Origin of the sequence: Kribbella soli (assembly GCF_004331345.1) — a bacterium.
GTDB classification, from domain to species: Bacteria; Actinomycetota; Actinomycetes; order Propionibacteriales; family Kribbellaceae; genus Kribbella; species Kribbella soli.
On the sequence record NZ_SJJZ01000003.1, the window covers coordinates 753308 to 773229 of the forward strand.

Sequence of the window (19922 nt, forward strand, 5' to 3'; positions counted from 1 at the left end):
CGTACGATCGACCAGCCAGGAGGCCCGATGGTCACGGTAGGACTCCTTTACCCCGGACACAGCGCGGAAGACGACTACCCGTCACTCGAGGCTCGGCTCGACGGCTCGGTGAAGCTGCCGGTCGTCATCACCTCGGTGGGCGAGGACGCGCATCGGGTGGACGCGCTCCTCGACCTCGGCCGGGCGGAGCGGCTCGCCGAAGGGGCCGCGGAGCTGAAGCCGGCGCGGCCGGACTCGGTGATGTGGGCGTGTACCTCGGGCAGCTTCGTGTTCGGGCGGGAGGGCGCGAACATCCAGGCGGCCGGTGTGGCGCAGGCGCTCGGCGTACCGGCGTCCTCGACCTCGATCGCGTTCGTCGACGCGTGCCGTGCGCTCGGCGTCCAGCGGGTCGCCGTCGCCGCGTCGTACCCGGAGGATGTCGCGCAGCACTTCGTCCGGTTCCTGACCGCGGGCGGCGTCGACGTGGTGTCGATGGGCAGCAACGGGATCATCACCGCCGCCGAGGTCGGGACGCTCGCGCCTGAGCAGGTGGTCGCGATGGTGAAGGCCGCCGACCACCCGGATGCCGAGGCGGTCCTGGTGCCGGACACCGCGATGCACACGCTGGGGATCGTCGACGAACTGGAGTCCGCAGTCGGCAAACCGGTACTGACCGCGAACCAGGTGACGGTCTGGAAGGGGCTCGAGTTGGCCGGGGTTGTACCGTCTTTGCCAGATCTGGGGACGTTGTTCGCCACAAGGGGGAATTCGGAGTGACCAGTTACATCGAGCCGCTGGCTCAGGAGTCGACGCCGAGCATCATCGCCGACAAACTGCGCAAGGCCATCGGCCACGGGGAGTTCAGGCCCGGCGCTCAGATCGTCGAGGCCGACCTGGCCCGCAAGCTCGGCGTCAGCCGGGGTCCGTTGCGGGAGGGCATGCAGCGCCTGACGCAGGAAGGGCTGCTGGTCTCGATCCGCAACCGCGGCCTGTTCGTCATCGACATGACACCCGAGGACATCCGGGACATGTACCTCGCCCGCGAGGCGATCGAGCGCGCCGCGGCCCTCAAGATCCTCCGCGACGGCGACTTCGAGACGGTCGGACTCGCACTGCTCGCGATCGTCGACCAGATGGCGGCGGCCGACGGCGATCCGGCCGCGGTCGGCGAGCTCGACATCGCGTTCCACGAGCTGCTCGTGCGGCTGGCCGACAGCCCCCGGCTGTCGCGGATGCATCAGACGTCCATCATCGAGACCCGGATGTGCATCCACGCTCTCGAGGAGACATACCTCGCCACCGACGCCCGCGCCGTCGAGCACCACAGGCTGGCCGACGCGATCCGGACCGGCGACGTCGATCGCACCGACGACCTCCTGAGCGCCCACATGGACGACGCCATCGAACGCCTCGTCAGCCGCTGAGCCCAGTCGGCTGAGTCTGTCAGCTGACGGCGATGCCGATGTACTTCGTCTCGAGGAACTCGTCGATCCCGACCGCGCCGCCCTCGCGGCCGAGCCCGGACTGCTTCACGCCGCCGAACGGTGCGGCGGGGTTCGACACCACGCCCTGGTTCAGCCCGACCATCCCGGTCTCGATCGACTCCGCGACCCGGAGCGCCCGCCGCAGATCGTTGGTGAACACGTAGGCGACCAGCCCGTACTCCGTGTCGTTCGCCGCCCGCACGACCTCCTCCTCGGTGCTGAACGGCGTCAGCGGCGCGACCGGCCCGAAGATCTCCTGGTCCGCCATCGCCGCCTCCCGCGGTACGCCGGTCAGCACCGTCGGCGGGTAGAAGTACCCGTTCCCCGCCGCAACCTCTCCCCCGGTGAGCACGGTCGCACCCCGTCCGACCGCGTCCGCCACCAGCGTCCGCACCTTCTCGCGCCCCGCCTCGTCGATCAGCGGGCCGACGTTCACACCCGGTTCGGTACCGCGCCCGACCGTCAGCGCACCCATCCGCTCCGCGAGCCGACGCCCGAACTCGTCAATCACCGACTCGTGTACGAAGATCCGGTTGGCCGCCGTACAGGCCTCGCCCATGTTCCGCATCTTCGCCGCGATCGCGCCGGTCACTGCCTCGTCCAGATCCGCGTCCTCGAACACCACGAACGGCGCGTTGCCGCCGAGCTCGAGGGACGTCCGCAGTACCTTCTCCGCGCACTGCTCGAGCAGGATCCTGCCCACCCGCGTGGACCCGGTGAACGACAGCTTCCGCGCCAGCCCGGACCGGATCAGCGGTTCCATCACGCCGCCCGCGTCCATCGCGGTGACGCAGTTGACGGCTCCCGCGGGTACGCCGGCCTCGGCCAGGATCCCCATCAACGCCAGCATCGACAGCGGCGTCTGGTGGGCGGGCTTGATGACGCTCGTGCAGCCCGCCGCGATCGCCGGGCCGAGCTTGCGGGTCCCCATCGCCATCGGGAAGTTCCACGGGGTGATCAGCAGGCACGGGCCGACCGGCTGCTTGGTGATCAGGAAGCGGGCGTTCCCGGCCGGCGCGGTCTGGTACCCGCCGTCGATCCGGAGCGCCTCGCCCGCGAAGTGCCGGAAGAACTCGGCCGCGTACGCGATCTCGCCGCGCGCCTCCGCCAGCGGCTTGCCCATCTCCAGCGTCATCAGCAACGCGAGATCGTCGACGCGTTGCATCAAGAGCTCGTACGCCGTCATCAGCATGTCGGACCGTTCGCGTGGCGACGTCCGGGCGAAGTCCGGCTGCGCGGCGACGGCCGCCTCCAGCGCAGCTCGGCCGTCCGCGGGTGAGGCGTCGGCGACCGCGCACAGCACTTCGCCGGTCGACGGATCGACGACGTCGAACGTCGCGCCGCGGGTCGCGTCGGCCCACTTCCCCTCGATGAACAGCCGCTTCTCGACGGCCTCGATCACCCTCGACTCGTCCACCCTCGACTGGTCCATCTGCACCCCTTCACCGGCCTCGACAGCTGAGATAGGCTGATTGTCGACAATCTACCATCCGACACGTGGAGGGGAAGTCCGTGGCTGAGCTGTCGCAGATCCTCAAACAGGCGACCGGCGTGGTCGCCGCCCGCGGCGAGGGCGTCCAGCTGTTCGACGAGGACGACCGCAGGTACCTGGATTTCACCGCCGGCATCGGCGTCACGTCGACCGGGCACTGCCATCCGCGGGTGGTCGCAGCCGCCCAGGAGCAGGTCGGGCGGATCATCCACGCGCAGTACACGACCGTCATGCACCGGCCGTTGCTCACGCTGGTGGACCGGCTCGGCGAGGTCCTCCCCCGGCATCTCGACCGGATGTTCTTCGCGAACTCCGGCAGCGAGGCGATCGAGGCGGCACTGCGGCTCACCCGCCAGGCGACCGGCCGGCCGAACGTGATCGTGTTCCACGGCGGCTTCCACGGCCGGACCGTCGCAGCGGCCACGATGACTACTTCCGGGACCAAGTTCCGCTCCGGTTTCAGCCCGTTGATGGCCGGCGTCCACGTGTCCCCGTTCCCGGACCCCGGCCACTTCGGCTGGCCCGTCGAGCAGGCGACCGACTTCGCGCTCAGCCAGTTGGACTACGTCCTGCAGACGTTGAGCACGCCGGCCGACACCGCCGCGTTCTTCGTGGAGCCGGTGCTCGGCGAGGGTGGTTACGTACCGGCGAACGAGCGGTTCTTCGCGGGCCTGCGCGAGCGCGCCGACGCGCACGGGATCCTGCTCGTGGTGGACGAAGTACAGACCGGGTTCGGGCGGACCGGGAAGTTCTGGGGCGGCGACCACTTCGGATCGCACCCGGACGTCCTGGTCACGGCGAAGGGGCTCGCGTCCGGGTTCCCGCTGTCCGCGATCGCCGCGTCGTCGGAGCTGATGGAGAAGGCGTGGCCCGGCTCTCAGGGCGGCACGTACGGCGCGAACGCGGTCGCGTGTGCGGCGGCGTTGGCGACGCTGGACGTGATCAAGGACGAGGGTCTCGTGCAGAACTCCGCGGACCGGGGCGCTCAGCTCAAGCAGGCGCTGCAACTGGTCGCGGACAAGCACGAGCAGATCACCGACGTCCGCGGGCTCGGGCTGATGATCGGCAACGAGTTCCGCGACGCGGACGGGAAGCCCGACCCGGCGACGGCCACCGCGGTCCAGCAGGAGGCGGCGCGGCGAGGTCTGCTACTGCTCACGTGCGGCGCCTGGGGTCAGGTTGTGCGCTTCATCCCGGCCCTGGTCGTCTCCCCCGACGAGATCGACGAGGCCGCCGGCCTCTGGTCCGACGCAGTCACCGCAGTAGTCGGCTGAGCGGCTGGTCGGGTTTGGCGGGGTCGGATCCGCGCTCTCCGGAAACTTTTTCGCGCTGGTTGGCGAATTGTTTCCGGAAAGCGCGGATTCGCGAGTCAGGCCTTGGCGTGGGCCGGTTCGAGGGCGACCGGCGGTGGGGCGTCCTCGGTGCCCGGGATCTCGGTGCCGTTGAGCGGGCACCGTGACGTCTCGGGGACCTTGGCGAGCGCGAGCGCACCCACGACACAGGCCGCCATCATGTAGTACGCCGGCACCAGCGAGTCACCCAGCTTGGCCGTCAGCCAGTCGTTGACCGCGGGCGCCGTACCGCCGAACAACGACGTCGACACGTTGTACGCGATCGCGAATCCGGCGTACCGGACGTGCGTCGGGAACATCGCCGGGAACGTCGCGGAGATCGTCGCGAGCTGCGGCACGTACAGCAGACCGAGGACCGCGAAGCCGATGATCGCGCCGGCCACGTTCGTCCCCATCAGCAGGAACATCGGTACGCCGAACACGAACAAGCCGGCCAGCGACGCCCACCACAGCGGCTTGCGCCCGAGCCGGTCCGACGCCCGCCCGGCGAACGGGACGAAGATCATCATTGTCAACATTCCGATGATCGGCACGATCAGCGATTCGTCCGCGCTCAGCCCGATCTCCTTCTCCAGGTACGTCGGCATGTACGTGAGCAGCGTGTAGTTCACGACGTTCAGGGCGATCACCATGCCGCCGAGCCGCAGGATCGGGGCCCAGTAAACGGCCAGCAGGTCCTTGAACTGGGTACTGGTCTCCTGCTCCTTCTGGCCCTTCGCCTCGAGCTCACGGAACACCGGCGTGTCCTCCAGCCGGGACCGGAGGTAGACGCCGACCAGGCCGAGCGGCGCGGCGACCAGGAACGGCAGCCGCCAGCCCCATGCGTGCATCGCGTCGTCGCCGAGCACCAGCGAGAAGCCGAGCATCAGCAACGCGCCGAGCGAGAAGCCGGCCAGCGTGCCGAACTCCAGGAAGCTGCCGAGGAACCCACGCTTGCGGCTCGGCGCGTACTCGGCCATGAAGGTCGCGGCACCGCCGTACTCGCCACCGGTCGAGAAGCCCTGGACCATCCGCAGCAGAACCAGCAGGATCGGCGCCCAGATCCCGATCGTGTCGTACGACGGGACCAGACCGGCGAGCAGTGTCGCGCCGGACATCATCAGGATCGTGATCGCCAGCACGTGCTTGCGGCCGAGCCGGTCGCCGAGCGGGCCCCAGACCAGGCCGCCGAGCGGGCGGACCAGGAACGAGACGGCGAACGTCATCAGCGCCAGCAGGGTCTGGCTCTCGGTGTCGCCCGGGAAGATCGCGGCCGAGATGTACGTCACGCCGTAGGCATAGATGCCGTAGTCGAACCACTCGGTCGCGTTGCCGATCGCCGAGGCGGCGATCGCTTTCCTGAGCACTCCGGGCGGCTGCTCGTGTTCCGTCGTGGTCACGGGCGGCCGGTCCTGGGCGCCGTCACCCTGCGGGGGCTTGGCGCTCTCAGGCGGCGGGGTCTCGGAGTCCACGGTTTCCTCCTGTCGTCATTACGGCCTCACCCGAGTGCCCACCCGCAGACAATCCACACGCCCCACGGGGATCAGGTCGTAGTTTTGTTGACAATCCGAAGGTTAGCCATGTGCAATCGTGAACCACAAGCGATGACTACCCGTCGATCACGCGAAATCGTTCAACGCCGCTTGCTGCCGGCTCAACGCCGCTCAGCGAGCGACGCGAGACCGGCAGTGATCACCGAGATTCCGAACTCGAACCGGTCGTCACCGGCGGCGCCGGCCGTCAACGGACCCGCGAGCGCCATCGTGAGCGGGAACCGGTCGGCCGGCAACGAGGCGAAATACGACCGCAGACCATCCAGGAACTGCTCGAGATCCTCGGGGCTCCACTGGTCCGCACGCTGCACGTTCTCCTCGAACGCCACCGCGGTCACGTACAGCGGGATCAGGTCGACCGCCCACGCGACCGCCTGATCCGGCAGTCCACCGGCCTTGAGGATGCCGAGCAGACACTCGGAAGTCCGCAGCGCGGCCTCCCCCAGCGGCACCGCACCGATCGCGGCCCGCGCCACCCCGGGCATCGTCCGCATCGCGCGCAGCATCTCGCGCATCGCTTCCTTCAACTGCTCCTGCCAGCGCTCCGGGTCCGGCGGCGAGGGCAGGTTCATCGCGGCCGCGGCCCGGTCGACCAGAAGCTGATCGAGCTCCTTCTTGTTCGCGACATGCGCGTACAGCGAGGCGGGGCCGGTCTGCAGCTCCTGCGCGATCTTGCGCATCGAGACCGCTTCGTAGCCCTGGTCGATCATCACCCGCAAGGCAGTGTCGACAATCCGCTCCCGGTTCAACGGCTCCTTGGCCGGACGCACGGGCTTGGCGGGACTGATCGGCTGCCACGGCGATTGGGTCATGCGAACCACTGTAGCGAACGCCGTACTTGACGGGAACACCGTTCGCGCGTAGAACAGTGTTCGTCAACGAACACCGTTCGAATCAGGATCCAAGACCCAGACCCCGAGGAGCCACCGATGAGCGCCACCGCCGTACAGAACTCACCCGACACCACGACCACCCCGCGCGGTACGCCGTACCGCTGGCGATGGCTCGTGGTCGCCACCATCTTGGTCGCCGAGATCATGGACCTTGTCGACGCGACGATTGTCAACATTGCTGCGCCGTCGATCCGGGCCGACCTCGGCGGCTCCGAATCGGCCATGCAGTGGATGCTGGCCGGATACACCTTGGCCTTCGCGATCGGGCTGGTCACCTTCGGCCGGCTCGGCGACCTGGTCGGGCGCCGGCGGCTGTTCGTGATCGGAGCCCTCGGGTTCACGATCGCGTCCGCGGTCTGTGGGCTGGCCACCAGCCCCGAGCTGCTGATCGGCAGCCGGGTCGCGCAGGGCCTGCTAGGCGCGGTGATGATCCCGCAGGGTTTCGCGATCCTGAAGTCGATCTTCCCGTCCGACGAGCTCGGTAAGGCGTTCGCGATGTTCGGCCCGGTGATGGGGCTGTCCGCGGTCGCCGGCCCGATCCTGGCCGGCGTACTGATCGACGCGAACTGGTTCGACGCCGGCTGGCGGACGATCTTCTTCATCAACGTCCCGATCGGCATCGCCGCCCTGGCCGGCGCGCTGCGCTTCATGCCCGAGGTCAAGACCGCCGGCGCCTCCCGGCTGGATGCCATCGGCGTGCTCCTGGTCAGCCTCGCCTCCGGCCTGCTGATCTACCCGCTGGTGCAGGGCCGCGAGCTCGGCTGGCCGTTGTGGACAATCCTGATGTTGACCTCGTCGATCGCGGTCTTCGCGCTGTTCGGCTGGCGGGAGCGCCGGTCCGGCAACCCGGTCATCGACCCGTCGCTGTTCCGCAACCGCGGGTACGTCGCCGGCCTCGGCGTGATCACCACTTTCTTCCTCGCGATGAACGGCTTCATGCTGGTGTTCAACCTGTTCACCCAGCTCGGCCTGCACTACAGCCCGCTGAAGGCCGGCCTTGCGATGGTGCCGTTCTCGCTCGGGATCGCGATCGGCGCGCCGCTGTCCGCCGGCCTGCTCGCCCCGAAGCTCGGCCGCAAGGCGCTGCAGCTCGGCATCGCGGTGATGACGGTCGCGATGGTGGGCGTGTGGTTCACCCTGCACACGTACGGCGACGCGACCACGATCTGGAACCTGGTCCCGTCGACGCTCGCCACCGGGATCGGCGCCGGCATGGTGTTCGCGCCGCTGTTCGACATCATCCTGGCCTCGATCGACGACCAGGCCGCGGGATCGGCGTCCGGCGTACTGACCGCCATGCAGCAGTACGGCGGTGCGATCGGAGTCGCCGTGATCGGCACCGTCTTCTTCCAGCTGCTGCCGACCCACGCGTTCCTGGGCGCCACCAAGACCTCGGTCCTGGTCGCGATCGGGCTCTTCGTCGTCAGCCTCGCGGTGTCGTACCTACTCCCGAAGCACGCCCGGGAGGAGAGCGTCAGTCACGGCTGACGAACCCCTCCTTCACCAACCAGTCCATGGCGACGTCGGCGGGCTCACGTCCGTCGACGTCGACCTGCGCGTTGAGGTCGATCAGCACCTCGTCGGTGAGCTTGTCCGACACCGGCTGCAGCAGCTCCCGCAGCTGCGGGTACTTGTCCAGCACCTTCTTACTGATCACCGGAGCCACGTTGTACGCCGGGAAGTACTTCTTGTCGTCCTGCAGTACGACGAGGTCCAGCGACTTGATCCGCCCGTCGGTCGTGAAGATCTCCCCGAACCGGCAGTCCCCGTTGTTCGTCGCGGCGTACACCGCGCCCGTGTCCAGGGTCCGGATGTTGTCCCGCGGTACGCCGGAACCCATCGGGATCCCGTAGTGCTTGAGCATCGGCTCGAACCCGTCGTTGCGGTTCGCGAACTCGGACTCGACACAGAACGTTCGTTCTTTCACCGGCAGCGACTCGACCTGGGACAACTTGGTGATGTGCAGCCGCTCGGACTCCTTCCGGGTCATCGCGAAGCCGTAGCTGTTGTTCATCGGAGCAGGCTTCAACCAGATCAGCCCGTACTTCTGTTCGTCCTCCTTGCGGACGGCGTCGTACTGCTGCTGCTTGTCGGGGATGCCGGTGTCGTGGCCGAGGTATGAGATCCACGCGGTGCCGGTGTACTCCCAGGCCATCTGGATCTGGTCCTGGATCATCGCCTGGCGGGACGTGTCGGAGCCGGGCATGTTGGTGAGGTCCTGGACGTTCGCGCCGGCCGAACGCATCAGGATCGCGGCGATCTTGCCGAGGATCAGCTGCTCCTGGAAGCTCTTCGAGCCGATGGCGATCGACAGCCCGTCGAGGTTCTTCACCTTCGAGAGCGGTCCTTGGAGCGCGCCGGTCGGCACGAAGCCGCCGCTGGTGCCGAGACCGCAGCCCGACAGGACGAGGAGTAGCGCGGACGCTGCCGCGACGAGCCGCTTCATCCGAGCCCTCTCGGTCGGGTGACTTCTTCCAGTACTCGGCCCGCCCAGTCGATCAGCAGGGCGAGTGCCGCGACCAGTACGGCGCCGCTGATCAGCACCGGGTAGCGCAGCAGGCGGATGCCGGTGGTGATCAGGCTGCCCAGTCCCCCGGCGTCGATGAACGTCGCGAGGGTCGCCGTACCGACGACCAGGACCAGCGCGGTACGGATGCCGGCCATGATCACCGGCACCGCGAGCGGCAGTTCGATCCGGCCGAGGACGGAGACGCTCGACATGCCCATGCCACGACCGGCCTCGACGAGTGTCCGGTCGACGCCTTGCAGGCCGACGATCGTGTTCCGCAGTACCGGCAGGATCGCGTACAGGCAGAGCGCGAGGATCGCGGTCCAGAAGCCGAAGCCGAGCCAGATCGCGAGCAGCACGATCAGCCCGATCACCGGCGCCGCCTGGCCGGCGTTCGCGATCGCGACCACGACCGGAGCGGCCCGGCGAGCCCGCGGCCGGGTCAGCATGATGCCGAGCGGTACGGCGACCAGCAGCACGATGATCGTGGCGACGACGGTGAGCTTGAGGTGCTCCACGGTCAACTGGCCCACGAGTTTCCAGTCGAGCTGTCGCTGCTCGATCGAGTCGAGCTCGGCGCGGGACCGCCAGATCGCCCACGCCCCGATCACGACGGCCACGAACAACGGTTGCCCGATCAGCAGCCCCCACGACGGACGGCGTGCCCGGCTGCTGGCGAGCCCGGCCGCGGCCGCCTTCGCGTCGGCAAGGTTCTCCTGAGTTTTGAGATCCGGTCCAGGATCGAGCGCGGTCATTGTGCGACCTCCGCCTCCGGTTGGCCGTTGCCGTCCTGGATGCGGGCGAGTACGGCCTGGAAGTCGACAACGCCGAGGTACTCGTCGCGGCGGCCGGTGACGACCGCGCTGCCGTGGCTGGACATCAGCATCGTGTCGAGCGCGTCGTTCAGGGTTGCCCGCCGGTCGATCGTCACCAGGTCGGTGTCCTCGTGCGGCGCCGGCACATTGTCGACATCTGACAAGTCGACTGTCCACATCCAGTCGACCGGTCGCCGCCGGCCGTCCAGGACGACGACCGAGTCGTCGCCCGCCGCCTTCGCGGCCCGCAGTACGTCGGGCGCCGGGTCGCCGATCTCCGCGACCGTCGGCTGACCCAGCTCGATCTCACTGACCCGGCTCAGTGTGAGCTGCTTGAGCGCGGCGCCCGCGCCGACGAAGTCCGCGACGAACCGGTCGGCCGGGTTCGCCAGGATCGCCTCGGGGGTGTCGTACTGGGCGATGTTCGCGCCCTCGGTGAGGATCAGGATCCGGTCGCCGAGCTTCACCGCCTCGTCGAAGTCGTGGGTGACGCAGACGATCGTCTTGCGCAGCTCCTCCTGGATGCTGAGCAGTTCGTCCTGCAACCGTTGCCGGGTGATCGGGTCGACCGCGCCGAACGGCTCGTCCATCAGGATCACCGGCGGATCGGCGGCGAGTCCGCGGGCGACGCCGACGCGCTGTTGCTGACCGCCGGACAGCTCGCGCGGGTAGCGGCCGCGGTACCGGTTCGGGTCGAGGCCGACGAGTTCGAGCAGTTCGTCGACACGTTCCGCCGTACGGCGTTTGTCCCAGCCGAGCAGGCCCGGGACCAGGGCGATGTTCTGTGTGACGGTCATGTGTGGGAAGAGACTGCCGCCCTGGATCACGTACCCGATGCGGCGGCGCAGGTCGTCGTCGTCGGACCGGCTGACGTCCTCGCCGCCGATCCGGATACTGCCCGACGTCGGCTCGATCAGCCGGTTGATCATCTTCAGCGAGGTGGTCTTGCCGCAGCCCGACGGGCCGACGAACATCACGATCTCGCCGGCCGGGATGTGCAGCGACAGGCCCTCGACAGCGGGCTTCTTCTGGCCGGGGTACCGCTTGACGACATCGGTCAGCTCGATGTCGACGCCGCTGACTTCTGGTTCGGATTCAGGCACGGATACCCCTCGAGGTGGTCAGGCGGCCGACGAGCAGCAGCATGGCGTCCAGGATCAGAGCGAGCAGGACCACGCCGATCGTGCCGACCAGCGCGGAGTTCAGAGCGTTCTTGCCACCGATCTGGGTCAGGCCGGTGAAGATGAAGCTGCCCAGACCCGGGCCGAGCACGTACGCCGCGATCGCCGCGATCCCCATCGACATCTGGGCCGAGACCCGGACACCCGCCAGGATCACCGGCCAGGCCAGCGGCAGCTCGATCCGGAACAGGGTCCGGACCGCGCCCATGCCCATCCCGCGCGCCGACTCGATCAGCGTCGAGTCGACGCCGGCCAGGCCGACGACGGCGTTCCGCAGGATCGGCAGACAGGCGTAGAACGTGACAGCGACCACCGAGGTCGCCGTACCGATGCCGGCCACCGGGATCATCAGACCGAGCAGCGCGAACGACGGAATGGTCAGACCGACCGCGCTGACCGCGCCGGCCAGGGACGCGATCCGCGGGTTGCGGTGCACGACGACTGCCAGGCCGACCGCGATCACGGTGGCCAGCAGCACGCACTGGATGACCAGGCTCAGGTGCTGATAGCTCTGATAGAGCAGTTGAGAATTACGCTCAGTTATGTAGTCCCACACACGGCGACCGGTACCCAACAAGCGTTCGACTCACACATTGGCACGATCGCTTCCGAAGTCCGGACAGGCCGAAGCCCCTGGTCGCCACGCGGGCGCCAGGGGCTTCGTTTGCCTAGCTCAGTTGCTCAGGCTCAGTTGCTCAGTTGAACGAGTCGCCGCAGGCGCAGGAGCCGGTGGCGTTCGGGTTGTCGATGGTGAAGCCCTGCTTCTCGATGCTGTCGACGAAGTCGATCGACGCGCCCTTCAGGTACGGAGCGCTCATCCGGTCCGTGACGACACTCACACCACCGAAGTCGGCCACCACGTCGCCGTCGAGCTGACGCTCGTCGAAGAACAGCTGGTACCGCAGCCCGGAGCACCCACCCGGCTGCACGGCGACCCGCAGCGCGAGGTCGTCGCGGCCTTCCTGGTCGAGCAGCGCCTTCACCTTGGCGGCGGCCCCGTCGGTGAGGAGAACACCCGTGGCGACGGCCTGCTCGGTCTGCGCTTCAGTCATCCCTGACTCCAGTCATCTGCTCAAGTGCCGGCACACCAGCTCCGTCGGCACGGAAGTCTCTTGTCAACACAGGCCAACATCACCCGGCCCGCGCTCATTCCCATGGTCGCACACCAATTTCGCAGATCAACTACCCCGCTCACAGGCTGGGTGGTGATCGGGTCGGGTGGTGATCGGGATCTCGGGGTCGGTTCAGCGCGCCCAGGTGCGGGCGACGCGCTCCGCGACTGCGGCCAGCGAGCCGTGCGGGTCCGCGAACGCCTGCTCCTCGCCGACCGCGTCGACCAGCGCGTACGCCGACTCGACGCCCATCGCGCGCATCTCGCGGGAGCCGATCAGGACCTTGCCTGCGAGTACGACGCAGGGGCGCATCGCGTCGTTCGCGACCTTCGCCACGCCCGCGATCACCTTGCCGTCGCGGGACTGGAAGTCGAAGGCGCCTTCACCGCTGAGCACCAGATCGACCTGCGACGCCTTCTGCTTGAGCCCGGTCAGCTCCGCAACCAGGTCGATACCGGAGACCCGCTCGGCGCCGAGCAGCAGCAGCGCGTACCCGAGCCCACCCGCGGCGCCCGCACCCTTCTTGTCCGCGGTCTTGCGGTCGGCCAGCTCCGCGAAGTGCGTCAGCCAGCCGTCGACCGCAGGCTTGCGCTCGTCCGAGATCCCCTTCTGCGCCCCGAACACATTCGTCGCACCCCGCAACCCGAGCATCGGGTTCTCCACATCACTGGCCGCAACGAACTCAACCCCCGCAACCCGTTCCCGAGCCGGCCCCAAATCCACCGCCTCAAGCCCTGCCAATCCCGCGGCCCCACCATCCAACCGCCCAACACCCACGGTCCCGTCCGGTTGTGCGGTTGCTGTTGCTCCGAGGGCGGCGAGGAGGCCTGCCCCGGCGTCGTTCGTGCCGGAACCGCCGAGGCCGAGGATGATCCGCGTCGCGCCGGCGTCCACGGCTGCGGTGATCAGCTGCCCGACCCCGTACGTGCTCGCTTCCTCAGGCCGCCGCTGCTTCGGCTCCACCAGGTGCAAACCGCACGCCTGCGCGGTCTCGACGTACGCCGTCTCCCCCGCCAGCAGCACCGTCGCGGGAGTCTCCTCACCGAGCGGCCCGCGAACGGTGACCGACAGCAGCTTCCCGTCCACCACCGCGGACAGTACGTCGATGAACCCCGGACCGCCGTCGGCCATCGGCGCGACCAGCACCTCAGCACCCGGGTCCCGGCGCCGCCACCCTTCCTCGATGGCCGCCGCAGCCTCCACAGCCGTCAACGTCCCCGCGAACTTGTCCGGCGCAATCAGAATCCGCATGCGCACATCCTCCCTCACCCCAGCCACAGGCCGGGTGGCCCGTCCATGCGCGGCGTAAGGACAGGACGTAGAGATATACGTAGACGGCACCGCCCGCCTGAGAAGACCCGCCGCGATCACCGCACACCTCCTGTCGTTAGGGCACAGCTTGATTGACGGGCCGGGAGCGGGACAGTTGGATCGCTCGGTATGAAGACAGTCCTGTTCGCACTCCGCGTGAGTGATCTGGAACGCTCGCTCGCCTTCTACACCACCGTCGGCTACGTCGATCTCGGCACGGTTCCGTTCGAGGACGGCTCCAGCCTGGTCTGGCTGCGGCTCCCCGACGAACCTTCCGTGTCCCTCGAACTCGTCCACCGCCCGGCGGACGGCCCGGTCGAGGTCGGCGGGTTCGCGCACTTCGCGATCGAGGTCGAGTCGCTCGCCGACACCCTCGCCCGCCTCACCGCGGCAGGTCTGCACCCCGGCGCCCCCGAACTCCCGGCCGGCCCCGACGGCCCGAAAACCTCCTGGCTCATCGACCCCGACGGCTACCGCATCGAACTCGTCGAATGGCCACCCGGCGGAGCGCCCCAGCCGGAGAACTCTTGATGCGGCCCGGTGCACCGCCGACGTCGGAGGGGTCTTGATGGAGTGGCCGACGACCGCCGTTGAGGCAATCGCGGTGCAGGAGGAGTTGCGGGGGCACGTCGATCTCACGGATGTCGGAAAGACACCCCGGTACGTCGCCGGTCTCGACGTCGCGTACGACGGGGACCGGTTGGCGGCTGCTGTGGTGGTGCTGGATCGGGACACATTGGCGGAGGTCGATCGCGCGGTGGTGCGTGGTGAGACGACGTTCCCGTACGTGCCGGGGTTGTTCGCGTTCCGTGAGGTGCCGGCGTTGCTTGCAGCGCTGGAGCAGCTCGGGACGACGCCGGAGCTGCTCGTGTGTGACGGGCAGGGGCTTGCGCATCCGCGGCGGTTCGGGCTCGCCTGCCATCTCGGCGTACTGACGGGGATCCCGGCGATCGGTGCCGCGAAGACGACGTTCGTCGGGTCGCATGGGGAGCTCGCGCGGGAGGGCGGGGCGACGGCTGAGCTCGTCGACGGCGGCGAGGTGGTGGGAGCGGCGGTGCGGACGCAGGACGGGGTCAAGCCGGTGTACGTGTCGGTCGGGCATCGGGTGAGTTTGAGGACCGCGATTGATCACGTGCTGCGGTTGGCGCCGCGGTACCGGTTGCCGGAGACGACGCGGCTCGCGGATCGGGCTTGCCGGGAAGGATTGTCGGATGGTTGACAATGCACCGCGAGTACCCGGGTACACGCGGCACGAGTACGGCGACCGGATCGGCGCGAGCGCACGACTGCGCGCGGGAGCGGCCGCGGCGGTGATGGACGGCGATCGGTTGCTGCTGACGAAGCGGACCGACAACGGCGAATGGTGCCTGCCGGGCGGGGCGATCGACCCGGGCGAACGTCCGGCGGAGGCCGCCGAGCGGGAGACGCTCGAGGAGACCGGGCTGGTGGTGCGCGTGACCGGGCTGGTCGGCGTGTACTCGAACCCGGATGTGGTCGTGGTCTATCCGGACGGGAACCGTGTGCAGGTCCTCGGCGTGGTGTTCCGCGCGGAGGCCGTCAGCGGCGAGGCCGGGTGCTCCGCGGAGGTGAGTGAGTCCGGCTGGTTCACCGCAGAGGAGGCCGCGGAGCTGACGGTGATCGCGGGACACCGACCGATCCTGCCGGCGGTATTCAGCGGCGAGCTGTACTTCGATCCGCCCAAGTGAAAACTGCGCGGGTTGGGGAGGATTTCTTGCCGATTCGGGGGTAAAAACCTCCCCAGCCTCTCACCGGCGGAACAGGCGGCGGAGCACGAGCGCTAGCACCGCGCCGATCAGGTACGGCGCCGCGCGACGGGCAAGCATCGGAAGTAGAGCGCTCCCGAGATCCAGCACTACCTCATCCGCCCCCGACGCATCCGCCCCGGACCGAGTGGGCGAACCGGCAGCCCTAGCGGATCCGGTGGGGTCGGTGCTAGCAGCGCTAGCGGATTCGGTCGAGCCGGTGGAGCTGGCGGCGCTAGCGGTGGTGGGTGTGGGTTTGTCTGCGGTGTCCAGCTTGGTTTTCAGGCAGGTGGTGAACTGGTCGAGGAGTTTGTTGGAGACGTCCTGGATGAGTCCGCGGCCGAACTGGGCGGGGCGGCCGGTGATGGTCAGGTCGGTGTCGACGATGACCTCGGTGGTGCCGTCCGCCGTGCCGGCCAGCCGGGCGGTGACGCGGGCGCTCGCCGTACCGTTGCCTCTGCGGTCCTTGCCCTTGGCCTCGATGACCGCGTGGTGAGCCGCCTCGTCGCGCTCGACGAAGGTGCCGGTGCCGGAGTACTGCAGCGACACCGGCCCGAGCTTCACCTTGCACGAGCCGGTGAAGTCGTCACCCTCGTACGTCGTCAGGGTGGCGCCGGGGAAACACGGCACCACCCGTTCGAGGTCGTTGAACGCTGCCCAGGTCTGCTCGACAGGCGCCGGTACGACGAACTTGTGCTCGAGCTTCACGCGGTACCCGCCGCAGCCAGGACCGCCCGCCGGGTGAGCACCGTGGCGAGATGCCGGCGGTAGTCGGCGTCACCGTTGATGTCGCTCACCGGAGACGTCCCGTCCGCTGCTCGCGCCGCGGCCTCCCGTACGGCGTCCGCGGTCGCGGGCTGCCCGACGAGAGCCGCCTCGACCGCCGTCGCCCGTACCGGTGTCGATCCCATGTTGCCGAGCCCGACTCGCGCCTCCGCGATCGAGTCGCCGTCCAACCGCACCGCCGCCGCGACGGACACGATCGACCAGCCCTGCGCGACCCGGTTGAACTTCTCGTAGTGCGCGCCCCAGCCGGTGTACTTCGGCACCCGCACCTCGACGAGCAACTCGTCCTCGCCGAGCGCCGTACTGAACACGCCCTGGAAGAACTCCGAGGCAGGCACGGTACGTCGGCCGTCCGGCCCCGCGATCACGAACGACGCGTCCAGCGCCACCGCGACCACGGGCAGATCCGCCGCCGGATCCGCATGTGCCAGCGACCCGCCGAACGTGCCGCGATGCCGGATCTGCGGATCGCCGACCGTTGCCGTGGCCAACGCGATCAGCCGCGCGTGCTCGGCCACCAGCGGATCCGACTCCACCGTGCTGTGCGGGGTCATGGCGCCGATCACCAGCGCGTCGCCGTCGTCCCGCACACCGCGCAGATCGTCGATCTTCTGAATGTCGACAATCACCTCAGGTGCCGCCAGCCGCAACCGCAGCGCCGGCATCAGGCTCTGCCCGCCCGCCAGCACCTTCGCGTCGGAGTGCTCGCGCAGCAACCCCAGCGCCTCGTCGACCGTCGCCGGTGCGAAGTACTCGAACGCCACCGGGATCATGACCGGCTCCCTTCCTGACTGGCACTTTTCTGGATGGCGGTCCACACGCGGTACGGCGTACACGGCATCGGCACGTCCGTGACGCCGAGCGGTCGTAGAGCGTCGACAATCGCATTGACGACAGCCGGCGTGGACGCGATGGTCCCCGCCTCGCCGACACCCTTCACACCCAGCTGGTTCGTCGTCGCGGGCGTCTCGGTCCGCGCCGTCTCGAAGGTCGGCAGATCAGGTGCCGCCGGCAACGTGTACTGGTCGAACGACCCGGTGACCAGCGTCCCGGAGTCGTCGTGCAGCGCTTCCTCGAACAGCGCCTGCGCGATGCCCTGCGCGATACCGCCGTGCACCTGGCCCTCGACGATCATCGGGTTCACCACCACGCCGACATCGTCGACGCACACGTACGATCGGATCTTCGTCGCACCGGTCTCGGTGTCGACCTCGACCGCGCACAGGTGCGTGCCGTGCGGGAACGAGAAATCGTCCGGGTCGAGGGTCGCGTCGGCGTCCAGGCACCCTTCGGCCGAGCCGTCGAGCTTGTGCCCCTGGAAGACCGCGAACGCGAGCTCGGCCATCGTCATCCCGGCGTCGGTCCCGCGCACGCCGTACCGCCCGCCGCTGAAGTCGAGGTCGTCCGCGTTCGCCTCCAGCAGTTGCGCCGCGATCGGCTTCGCCTTCTCGATCACCTTGTCCGCGGCGGCCAGCACCGCCATGCCGCCGACGGCCAGCGACCGCGATCCGTACGTGTCCAGCCCGCGTACGGCGACCTGCGTGTCACCGTGCAGTACTTCGACATCCTCGAACGCCACGCCCAGCCGGTCCGCGACCAGCTGGCTCCACGCGGTCTCATGTCCTTGACCGTGCGGGCTGGTCCCGGTGACCACCTCGACCTTCCCGGTCGGCAGCATCCGGACCGCTGCGTGCTCCCAGCCGCCACCGACGTACCCCATCGAGCCGAGCCAGCGCGACGGGGCCAGGCCGCACATCTCGGTGAACGTCGAGACGCCGATCCCGAGCTGCACCGGGTCGCCGGACTCGCGCCGCTTGCGTTGCTCGGCCCGCAGGTCGTCGTACCCGAACAGCTCACGCGCCTTTGCGGTCGCGGCCTCGTAGTTGCCGGAGTCGTACCGCAGCCCGGACACCGTCGAGAACGGGAACTCCTCGTGCTTGATCCAGTTCCGCTCGCGGATCTCGAGGGCGTCGACGCCGACGCGGGCGGCGAGCTCGTCCATCAGCCGCTCGATCGCGTACGTCGCCTCGGGCCGGCCGGCGCCGCGGTACGCGTCGGTCCACGTCTTGTTCGTGAACACGTTCGTGATGCCGATGTGGTACGCCGGGAACTTGTAGATCCCGTTGTACATGAACGCCCCGAGCAGCGGGATCGCCGACGTGACCAGGCCGAGGTACGCGCCCATGTCGGCGATCAGCTCGACCTTCAGTCCGGTGACCGTGCCGTCGGCGTTCGCGGCCAGCGTGACCTGCTGCCACTGGTCGCGGCCGTGGTGCGCCGCCATCAACGACTCGGACCTGGTTTCGGTGTATTTACAGGGCTTTCCGGTACGCCGGGCCGCGATGACCGTGAGTACTTCCTCCGGGGTGAACTGCAGCTTGCCGCCGAAACCGCCGCCGACGTCCGGTGCGATCACCCGGACCTTGCTCTCCGGGATGCCGAGCACGAGCGCGATGAAGATCTTCACGAAGTGCGGTACCTGGGTCGCCGACCAGACGGTCATTTGTTCAGTTGTCGGATCGACGACAATCGACCGCGGCTCCATGAACGCCGGGATCAGCCGCTGCTGGCGGAACTCCTCCTCGATCACGATGCCGCCGTCGCGGGCGGCCGCGATCGCTGCCTCGACGTCGCCGCCGGTGCCGGACTCGGCCGAGTCGTACGACCACACCGCGGACACGTTCGTCCCGAGATCCGGATGCGCGATCACCTCGTCGCGGGCGGCGGCCTTGAGTTCGAGGGCGGGTTCGAGCTCCTCGTAGTCGACGTCGACGAGGTCGGCGGCGTCGTTCGCCTCGGCCGCGGTGCGGGCGATGACCATCGCGACGATCTCACCGGCGAACGCGACGTGGTCGACCGCCATCGACGGATGTACGGGCGCCTTCTGGTCGGGGATGATGGCCCACGCGTTCGGCAGCGCGCCCTGTTCGTCGGCGATGTCGGCGCCGGTGATCACGGCAACGACGCCGGACGCCGCCTTCGCCGCCTCGGCGTCGATCGACGTGATCCGGGCGTGCGCGAACGGGCTGCGCACCATCGCGATGTGCTGCAGGCCGGGCAGCACGATGTTGTCGGTCCAGCGGGTCCGGCCGGTGATCAGCCGGGCGTCTTCCTTGCGCCGGCGCGATGCGCCGATCTCTGTCGCCGGGCGTTCCTCGGTGGCGGTCATTGCGCACCTCCGGCGGCGCTGGCCTGCGGTGCGGCTGCCCCCGCTGCGGCCTGGACGGCCTTGACGATGTTCTGGTAGCCGGTGCAACGGCAGAGGTTGCCCTCGAGCCCGAGCCGGATGTCCTCGTCGCTCGGATTCGGATTGTCTGCAATCAGATCGATGGATTGCATGATCATGCCTGGTGTGCAGTATCCACACTGCAGGGCGTGGTGCTCGTGGAAGGCCTGCTGCATCGGGTGCAGCTGACCGTTGGTCGCGAGCCCTTCGATCGTGGTGATCTCGTGACCGTCGGCCTGGACCGCGAGCAACGAGCAGGACTTCACACTCCGCCCGTCCAGGTGGACCGTGCAGGCGCCGCAGTTGCCGGTGTCGCAGCCGACCACGGTGCCTGTCTTCCCCAGTTGCTCGCGCAGATACAGCACGAGCAGCGTGCGCGGCTCCACCTCGTCCGTGAAGCTGCTTCCGTCGACCTTGACCGTGATCCGGGTCATCGCCCCGCCTCCAGATGTCAGCAATCGCCGTACTTTTGATCCTGCTCCTGTTG

General features: G+C 68.7%; 20 protein-coding genes. 7 read left to right on the top strand and 13 right to left on the bottom strand.

What is annotated here, in order from left to right; all coding sequences use genetic code 11:
• The first annotated feature begins 27 nt into the window (after positions 1-27).
• Both E0H45_RS26465 and E0H45_RS26470 read left to right on the top strand, forming a co-directional pair.
• Positions 28-756, top strand: coding sequence for a maleate cis-trans isomerase family protein (locus tag E0H45_RS26465; RefSeq protein WP_165546600.1), 729 nt, complete (start codon positions 28-30; stop codon positions 754-756).
• On the top strand, positions 753-1403 hold the full coding sequence (locus E0H45_RS26470; protein ID WP_131342241.1) for a GntR family transcriptional regulator: 651 nt from the start codon (positions 753-755) through the stop codon (positions 1401-1403). The genes E0H45_RS26465 and E0H45_RS26470 overlap by 4 nt, the downstream gene beginning before the upstream one ends.
• 19 nt (positions 1404-1422) lie before the next feature.
• On the opposite strand, the gene E0H45_RS26475 is transcribed toward E0H45_RS26470, so the two are convergent.
• The gene (locus E0H45_RS26475; protein WP_131342243.1) at positions 1423-2895 is read right to left on the bottom strand and encodes an NAD-dependent succinate-semialdehyde dehydrogenase; all 1473 of its coding nucleotides are present in this window, start codon (positions 2893-2895) and stop codon (positions 1423-1425) included.
• Positions 2896-2960: 65 nt separating this feature from the next.
• Here E0H45_RS26475 and E0H45_RS26480 point away from each other — a divergent pair, with 65 nt between their 5' ends.
• Positions 2961-4229, top strand: a complete 1269-nt coding sequence (locus E0H45_RS26480) for an aspartate aminotransferase family protein (protein ID WP_238155295.1) — start codon at positions 2961-2963, stop codon at positions 4227-4229.
• A 95-nt stretch (positions 4230-4324) separates the two neighbouring features.
• Here E0H45_RS26480 and E0H45_RS26485 read toward each other — a convergent pair whose 3' ends face one another.
• On the bottom strand, positions 4325-5758 hold the full coding sequence (locus E0H45_RS26485; protein WP_238155297.1) for an MFS transporter: 1434 nt from the start codon (positions 5756-5758) through the stop codon (positions 4325-4327).
• Positions 5759-5940: 182 nt separating this feature from the next.
• A complete protein-coding gene (locus E0H45_RS26490) occupies positions 5941-6651 on the bottom strand; it encodes a TetR/AcrR family transcriptional regulator (protein WP_131342245.1) in 711 nt (236 codons plus the stop codon).
• A 117-nt stretch (positions 6652-6768) separates the two neighbouring features.
• On the opposite strand from E0H45_RS26490, the gene E0H45_RS26495 reads away from it, so the two are divergent.
• A complete protein-coding gene (locus E0H45_RS26495; RefSeq protein WP_131342247.1) occupies positions 6769-8220 on the top strand; it encodes a DHA2 family efflux MFS transporter permease subunit in 1452 nt (483 codons plus the stop codon).
• Here E0H45_RS26495 and E0H45_RS26500 read toward each other — a convergent pair.
• The 6 genes from E0H45_RS26500 to E0H45_RS26525 form a co-directional block, all read right to left on the bottom strand.
• A complete protein-coding gene (locus tag E0H45_RS26500) occupies positions 8207-9178 on the bottom strand; it encodes a glycine betaine ABC transporter substrate-binding protein (RefSeq protein WP_131342249.1) in 972 nt (323 codons plus the stop codon). The two genes, E0H45_RS26495 and E0H45_RS26500, sit on opposite strands and share 14 nt — an antisense overlap.
• Positions 9175-9996, bottom strand: a complete 822-nt coding sequence (locus E0H45_RS26505; protein ID WP_131342251.1) for an ABC transporter permease — start codon at positions 9994-9996, stop codon at positions 9175-9177. The genes E0H45_RS26500 and E0H45_RS26505 overlap by 4 nt, the downstream gene beginning before the upstream one ends.
• Positions 9993-11159 (bottom strand): ABC transporter ATP-binding protein, encoded by a 1167-nt coding sequence (locus E0H45_RS26510; protein WP_131342253.1) that lies wholly within the window; start codon positions 11157-11159, stop codon positions 9993-9995. The genes E0H45_RS26505 and E0H45_RS26510 overlap by 4 nt, the downstream gene beginning before the upstream one ends.
• Positions 11152-11793: an ABC transporter permease gene (locus E0H45_RS26515; protein WP_130380160.1), complete on the bottom strand. Its 642-nt coding sequence runs from the start codon at positions 11791-11793 to the stop codon at positions 11152-11154. Before E0H45_RS26515 ends, E0H45_RS26510 begins: the two co-directional genes overlap by 8 nt.
• Before the next feature lie 139 nt (positions 11794-11932).
• Positions 11933-12289, bottom strand: coding sequence for a HesB/IscA family protein (locus tag E0H45_RS26520; RefSeq protein ID WP_130380162.1), 357 nt, complete (start codon positions 12287-12289; stop codon positions 11933-11935).
• Positions 12290-12481: 192 nt separating this feature from the next.
• Entirely contained in the window at positions 12482-13600 is a 1119-nt protein-coding gene (locus E0H45_RS26525; protein WP_131342255.1) for a glycerate kinase family protein, read from the bottom strand.
• Between the two features lie 189 nt (positions 13601-13789).
• On the opposite strand from E0H45_RS26525, the gene E0H45_RS26530 reads away from it, so the two are divergent.
• Genes E0H45_RS26530 through E0H45_RS26540 form a run of 3 tightly spaced genes read left to right on the top strand, consistent with a single transcriptional unit; the run spans position 13790 to position 15366 of the window.
• Positions 13790-14191, top strand: a complete 402-nt coding sequence (locus E0H45_RS26530) for a VOC family protein (RefSeq protein ID WP_131342257.1) — start codon at positions 13790-13792, stop codon at positions 14189-14191.
• 37 nt (positions 14192-14228) lie between these two features.
• The gene (gene nfi, locus E0H45_RS26535; RefSeq protein WP_131342259.1) at positions 14229-14879 is read left to right on the top strand and encodes a deoxyribonuclease V; all 651 of its coding nucleotides are present in this window, start codon (positions 14229-14231) and stop codon (positions 14877-14879) included.
• Positions 14872-15366: an NUDIX domain-containing protein gene (locus E0H45_RS26540; protein ID WP_131342261.1), complete on the top strand. Its 495-nt coding sequence runs from the start codon at positions 14872-14874 to the stop codon at positions 15364-15366. The genes nfi and E0H45_RS26540 overlap by 8 nt, the downstream gene beginning before the upstream one ends.
• Positions 15367-15426: 60 nt before the next feature.
• Here the strand turns inward: E0H45_RS26540 and E0H45_RS26545 are convergent, their stop codons facing one another.
• The 4 genes from E0H45_RS26545 to E0H45_RS26560 are packed head-to-tail and all read right to left on the bottom strand — an operon-like array spanning position 15427 to position 19869.
• Entirely contained in the window at positions 15427-16131 is a 705-nt protein-coding gene (locus tag E0H45_RS26545; RefSeq protein ID WP_131342263.1) for an SRPBCC family protein, read from the bottom strand.
• Positions 16128-16982 carry an FAD binding domain-containing protein gene (locus E0H45_RS26550; protein WP_131342265.1) on the bottom strand — a complete coding sequence of 285 codons (855 nt, stop codon included), beginning with the start codon at positions 16980-16982 and terminating at the stop codon, positions 16128-16130. The genes E0H45_RS26545 and E0H45_RS26550 overlap by 4 nt, the downstream gene beginning before the upstream one ends.
• Complete coding sequence (locus tag E0H45_RS26555) at positions 16979-19378, bottom strand: xanthine dehydrogenase family protein molybdopterin-binding subunit (protein ID WP_131342267.1); 2400 nt, start codon at positions 19376-19378, stop codon at positions 16979-16981. The genes E0H45_RS26550 and E0H45_RS26555 overlap by 4 nt, the downstream gene beginning before the upstream one ends.
• Positions 19375-19869 carry a (2Fe-2S)-binding protein gene (locus E0H45_RS26560; RefSeq protein ID WP_131342269.1) on the bottom strand — a complete coding sequence of 165 codons (495 nt, stop codon included), beginning with the start codon at positions 19867-19869 and terminating at the stop codon, positions 19375-19377. Before E0H45_RS26560 ends, E0H45_RS26555 begins: the two co-directional genes overlap by 4 nt.
• Positions 19870-19922 lie beyond the last annotated feature (53 nt).

What these genes read in the sequence shown, in the direction of transcription:
- nfi (WP_131342259.1), top strand. Translation starts at nt 14,229, where the DNA reads ATGGAGTGGCCGACGACCGCCGTTGAGGCAATCGCGGTGCAGGAGGAG.
- E0H45_RS26530 (WP_131342257.1), top strand. Translation starts at nt 13,790, where the DNA reads ATGAAGACAGTCCTGTTCGCACTCCGCGTGAGTGATCTGGAACGCTCG.
- E0H45_RS26560 (WP_131342269.1), bottom strand. Translation starts at nt 19,869, where the DNA reads ATGACCCGGATCACGGTCAAGGTCGACGGAAGCAGCTTCACGGACGAG.
- E0H45_RS26490 (WP_131342245.1), bottom strand. Translation starts at nt 6,651, where the DNA reads ATGACCCAATCGCCGTGGCAGCCGATCAGTCCCGCCAAGCCCGTGCGT.
- E0H45_RS26550 (WP_131342265.1), bottom strand. Translation starts at nt 16,982, where the DNA reads ATGATCCCGGTGGCGTTCGAGTACTTCGCACCGGCGACGGTCGACGAG.
- E0H45_RS26540 (WP_131342261.1), top strand. Translation starts at nt 14,872, where the DNA reads ATGGTTGACAATGCACCGCGAGTACCCGGGTACACGCGGCACGAGTAC.
- E0H45_RS26505 (WP_131342251.1), bottom strand. Translation starts at nt 9,996, where the DNA reads ATGACCGCGCTCGATCCTGGACCGGATCTCAAAACTCAGGAGAACCTT.
- E0H45_RS26520 (WP_130380162.1), bottom strand. Translation starts at nt 12,289, where the DNA reads ATGACTGAAGCGCAGACCGAGCAGGCCGTCGCCACGGGTGTTCTCCTC.
- E0H45_RS26555 (WP_131342267.1), bottom strand. Translation starts at nt 19,378, where the DNA reads ATGACCGCCACCGAGGAACGCCCGGCGACAGAGATCGGCGCATCGCGC.
- E0H45_RS26465 (WP_165546600.1), top strand. Translation starts at nt 28, where the DNA reads ATGGTCACGGTAGGACTCCTTTACCCCGGACACAGCGCGGAAGACGAC.
- E0H45_RS26500 (WP_131342249.1), bottom strand. Translation starts at nt 9,178, where the DNA reads ATGAAGCGGCTCGTCGCGGCAGCGTCCGCGCTACTCCTCGTCCTGTCG.
- E0H45_RS26525 (WP_131342255.1), bottom strand. Translation starts at nt 13,600, where the DNA reads ATGCGGATTCTGATTGCGCCGGACAAGTTCGCGGGGACGTTGACGGCT.
- E0H45_RS26475 (WP_131342243.1), bottom strand. Translation starts at nt 2,895, where the DNA reads ATGGACCAGTCGAGGGTGGACGAGTCGAGGGTGATCGAGGCCGTCGAG.
- E0H45_RS26495 (WP_131342247.1), top strand. Translation starts at nt 6,769, where the DNA reads ATGAGCGCCACCGCCGTACAGAACTCACCCGACACCACGACCACCCCG.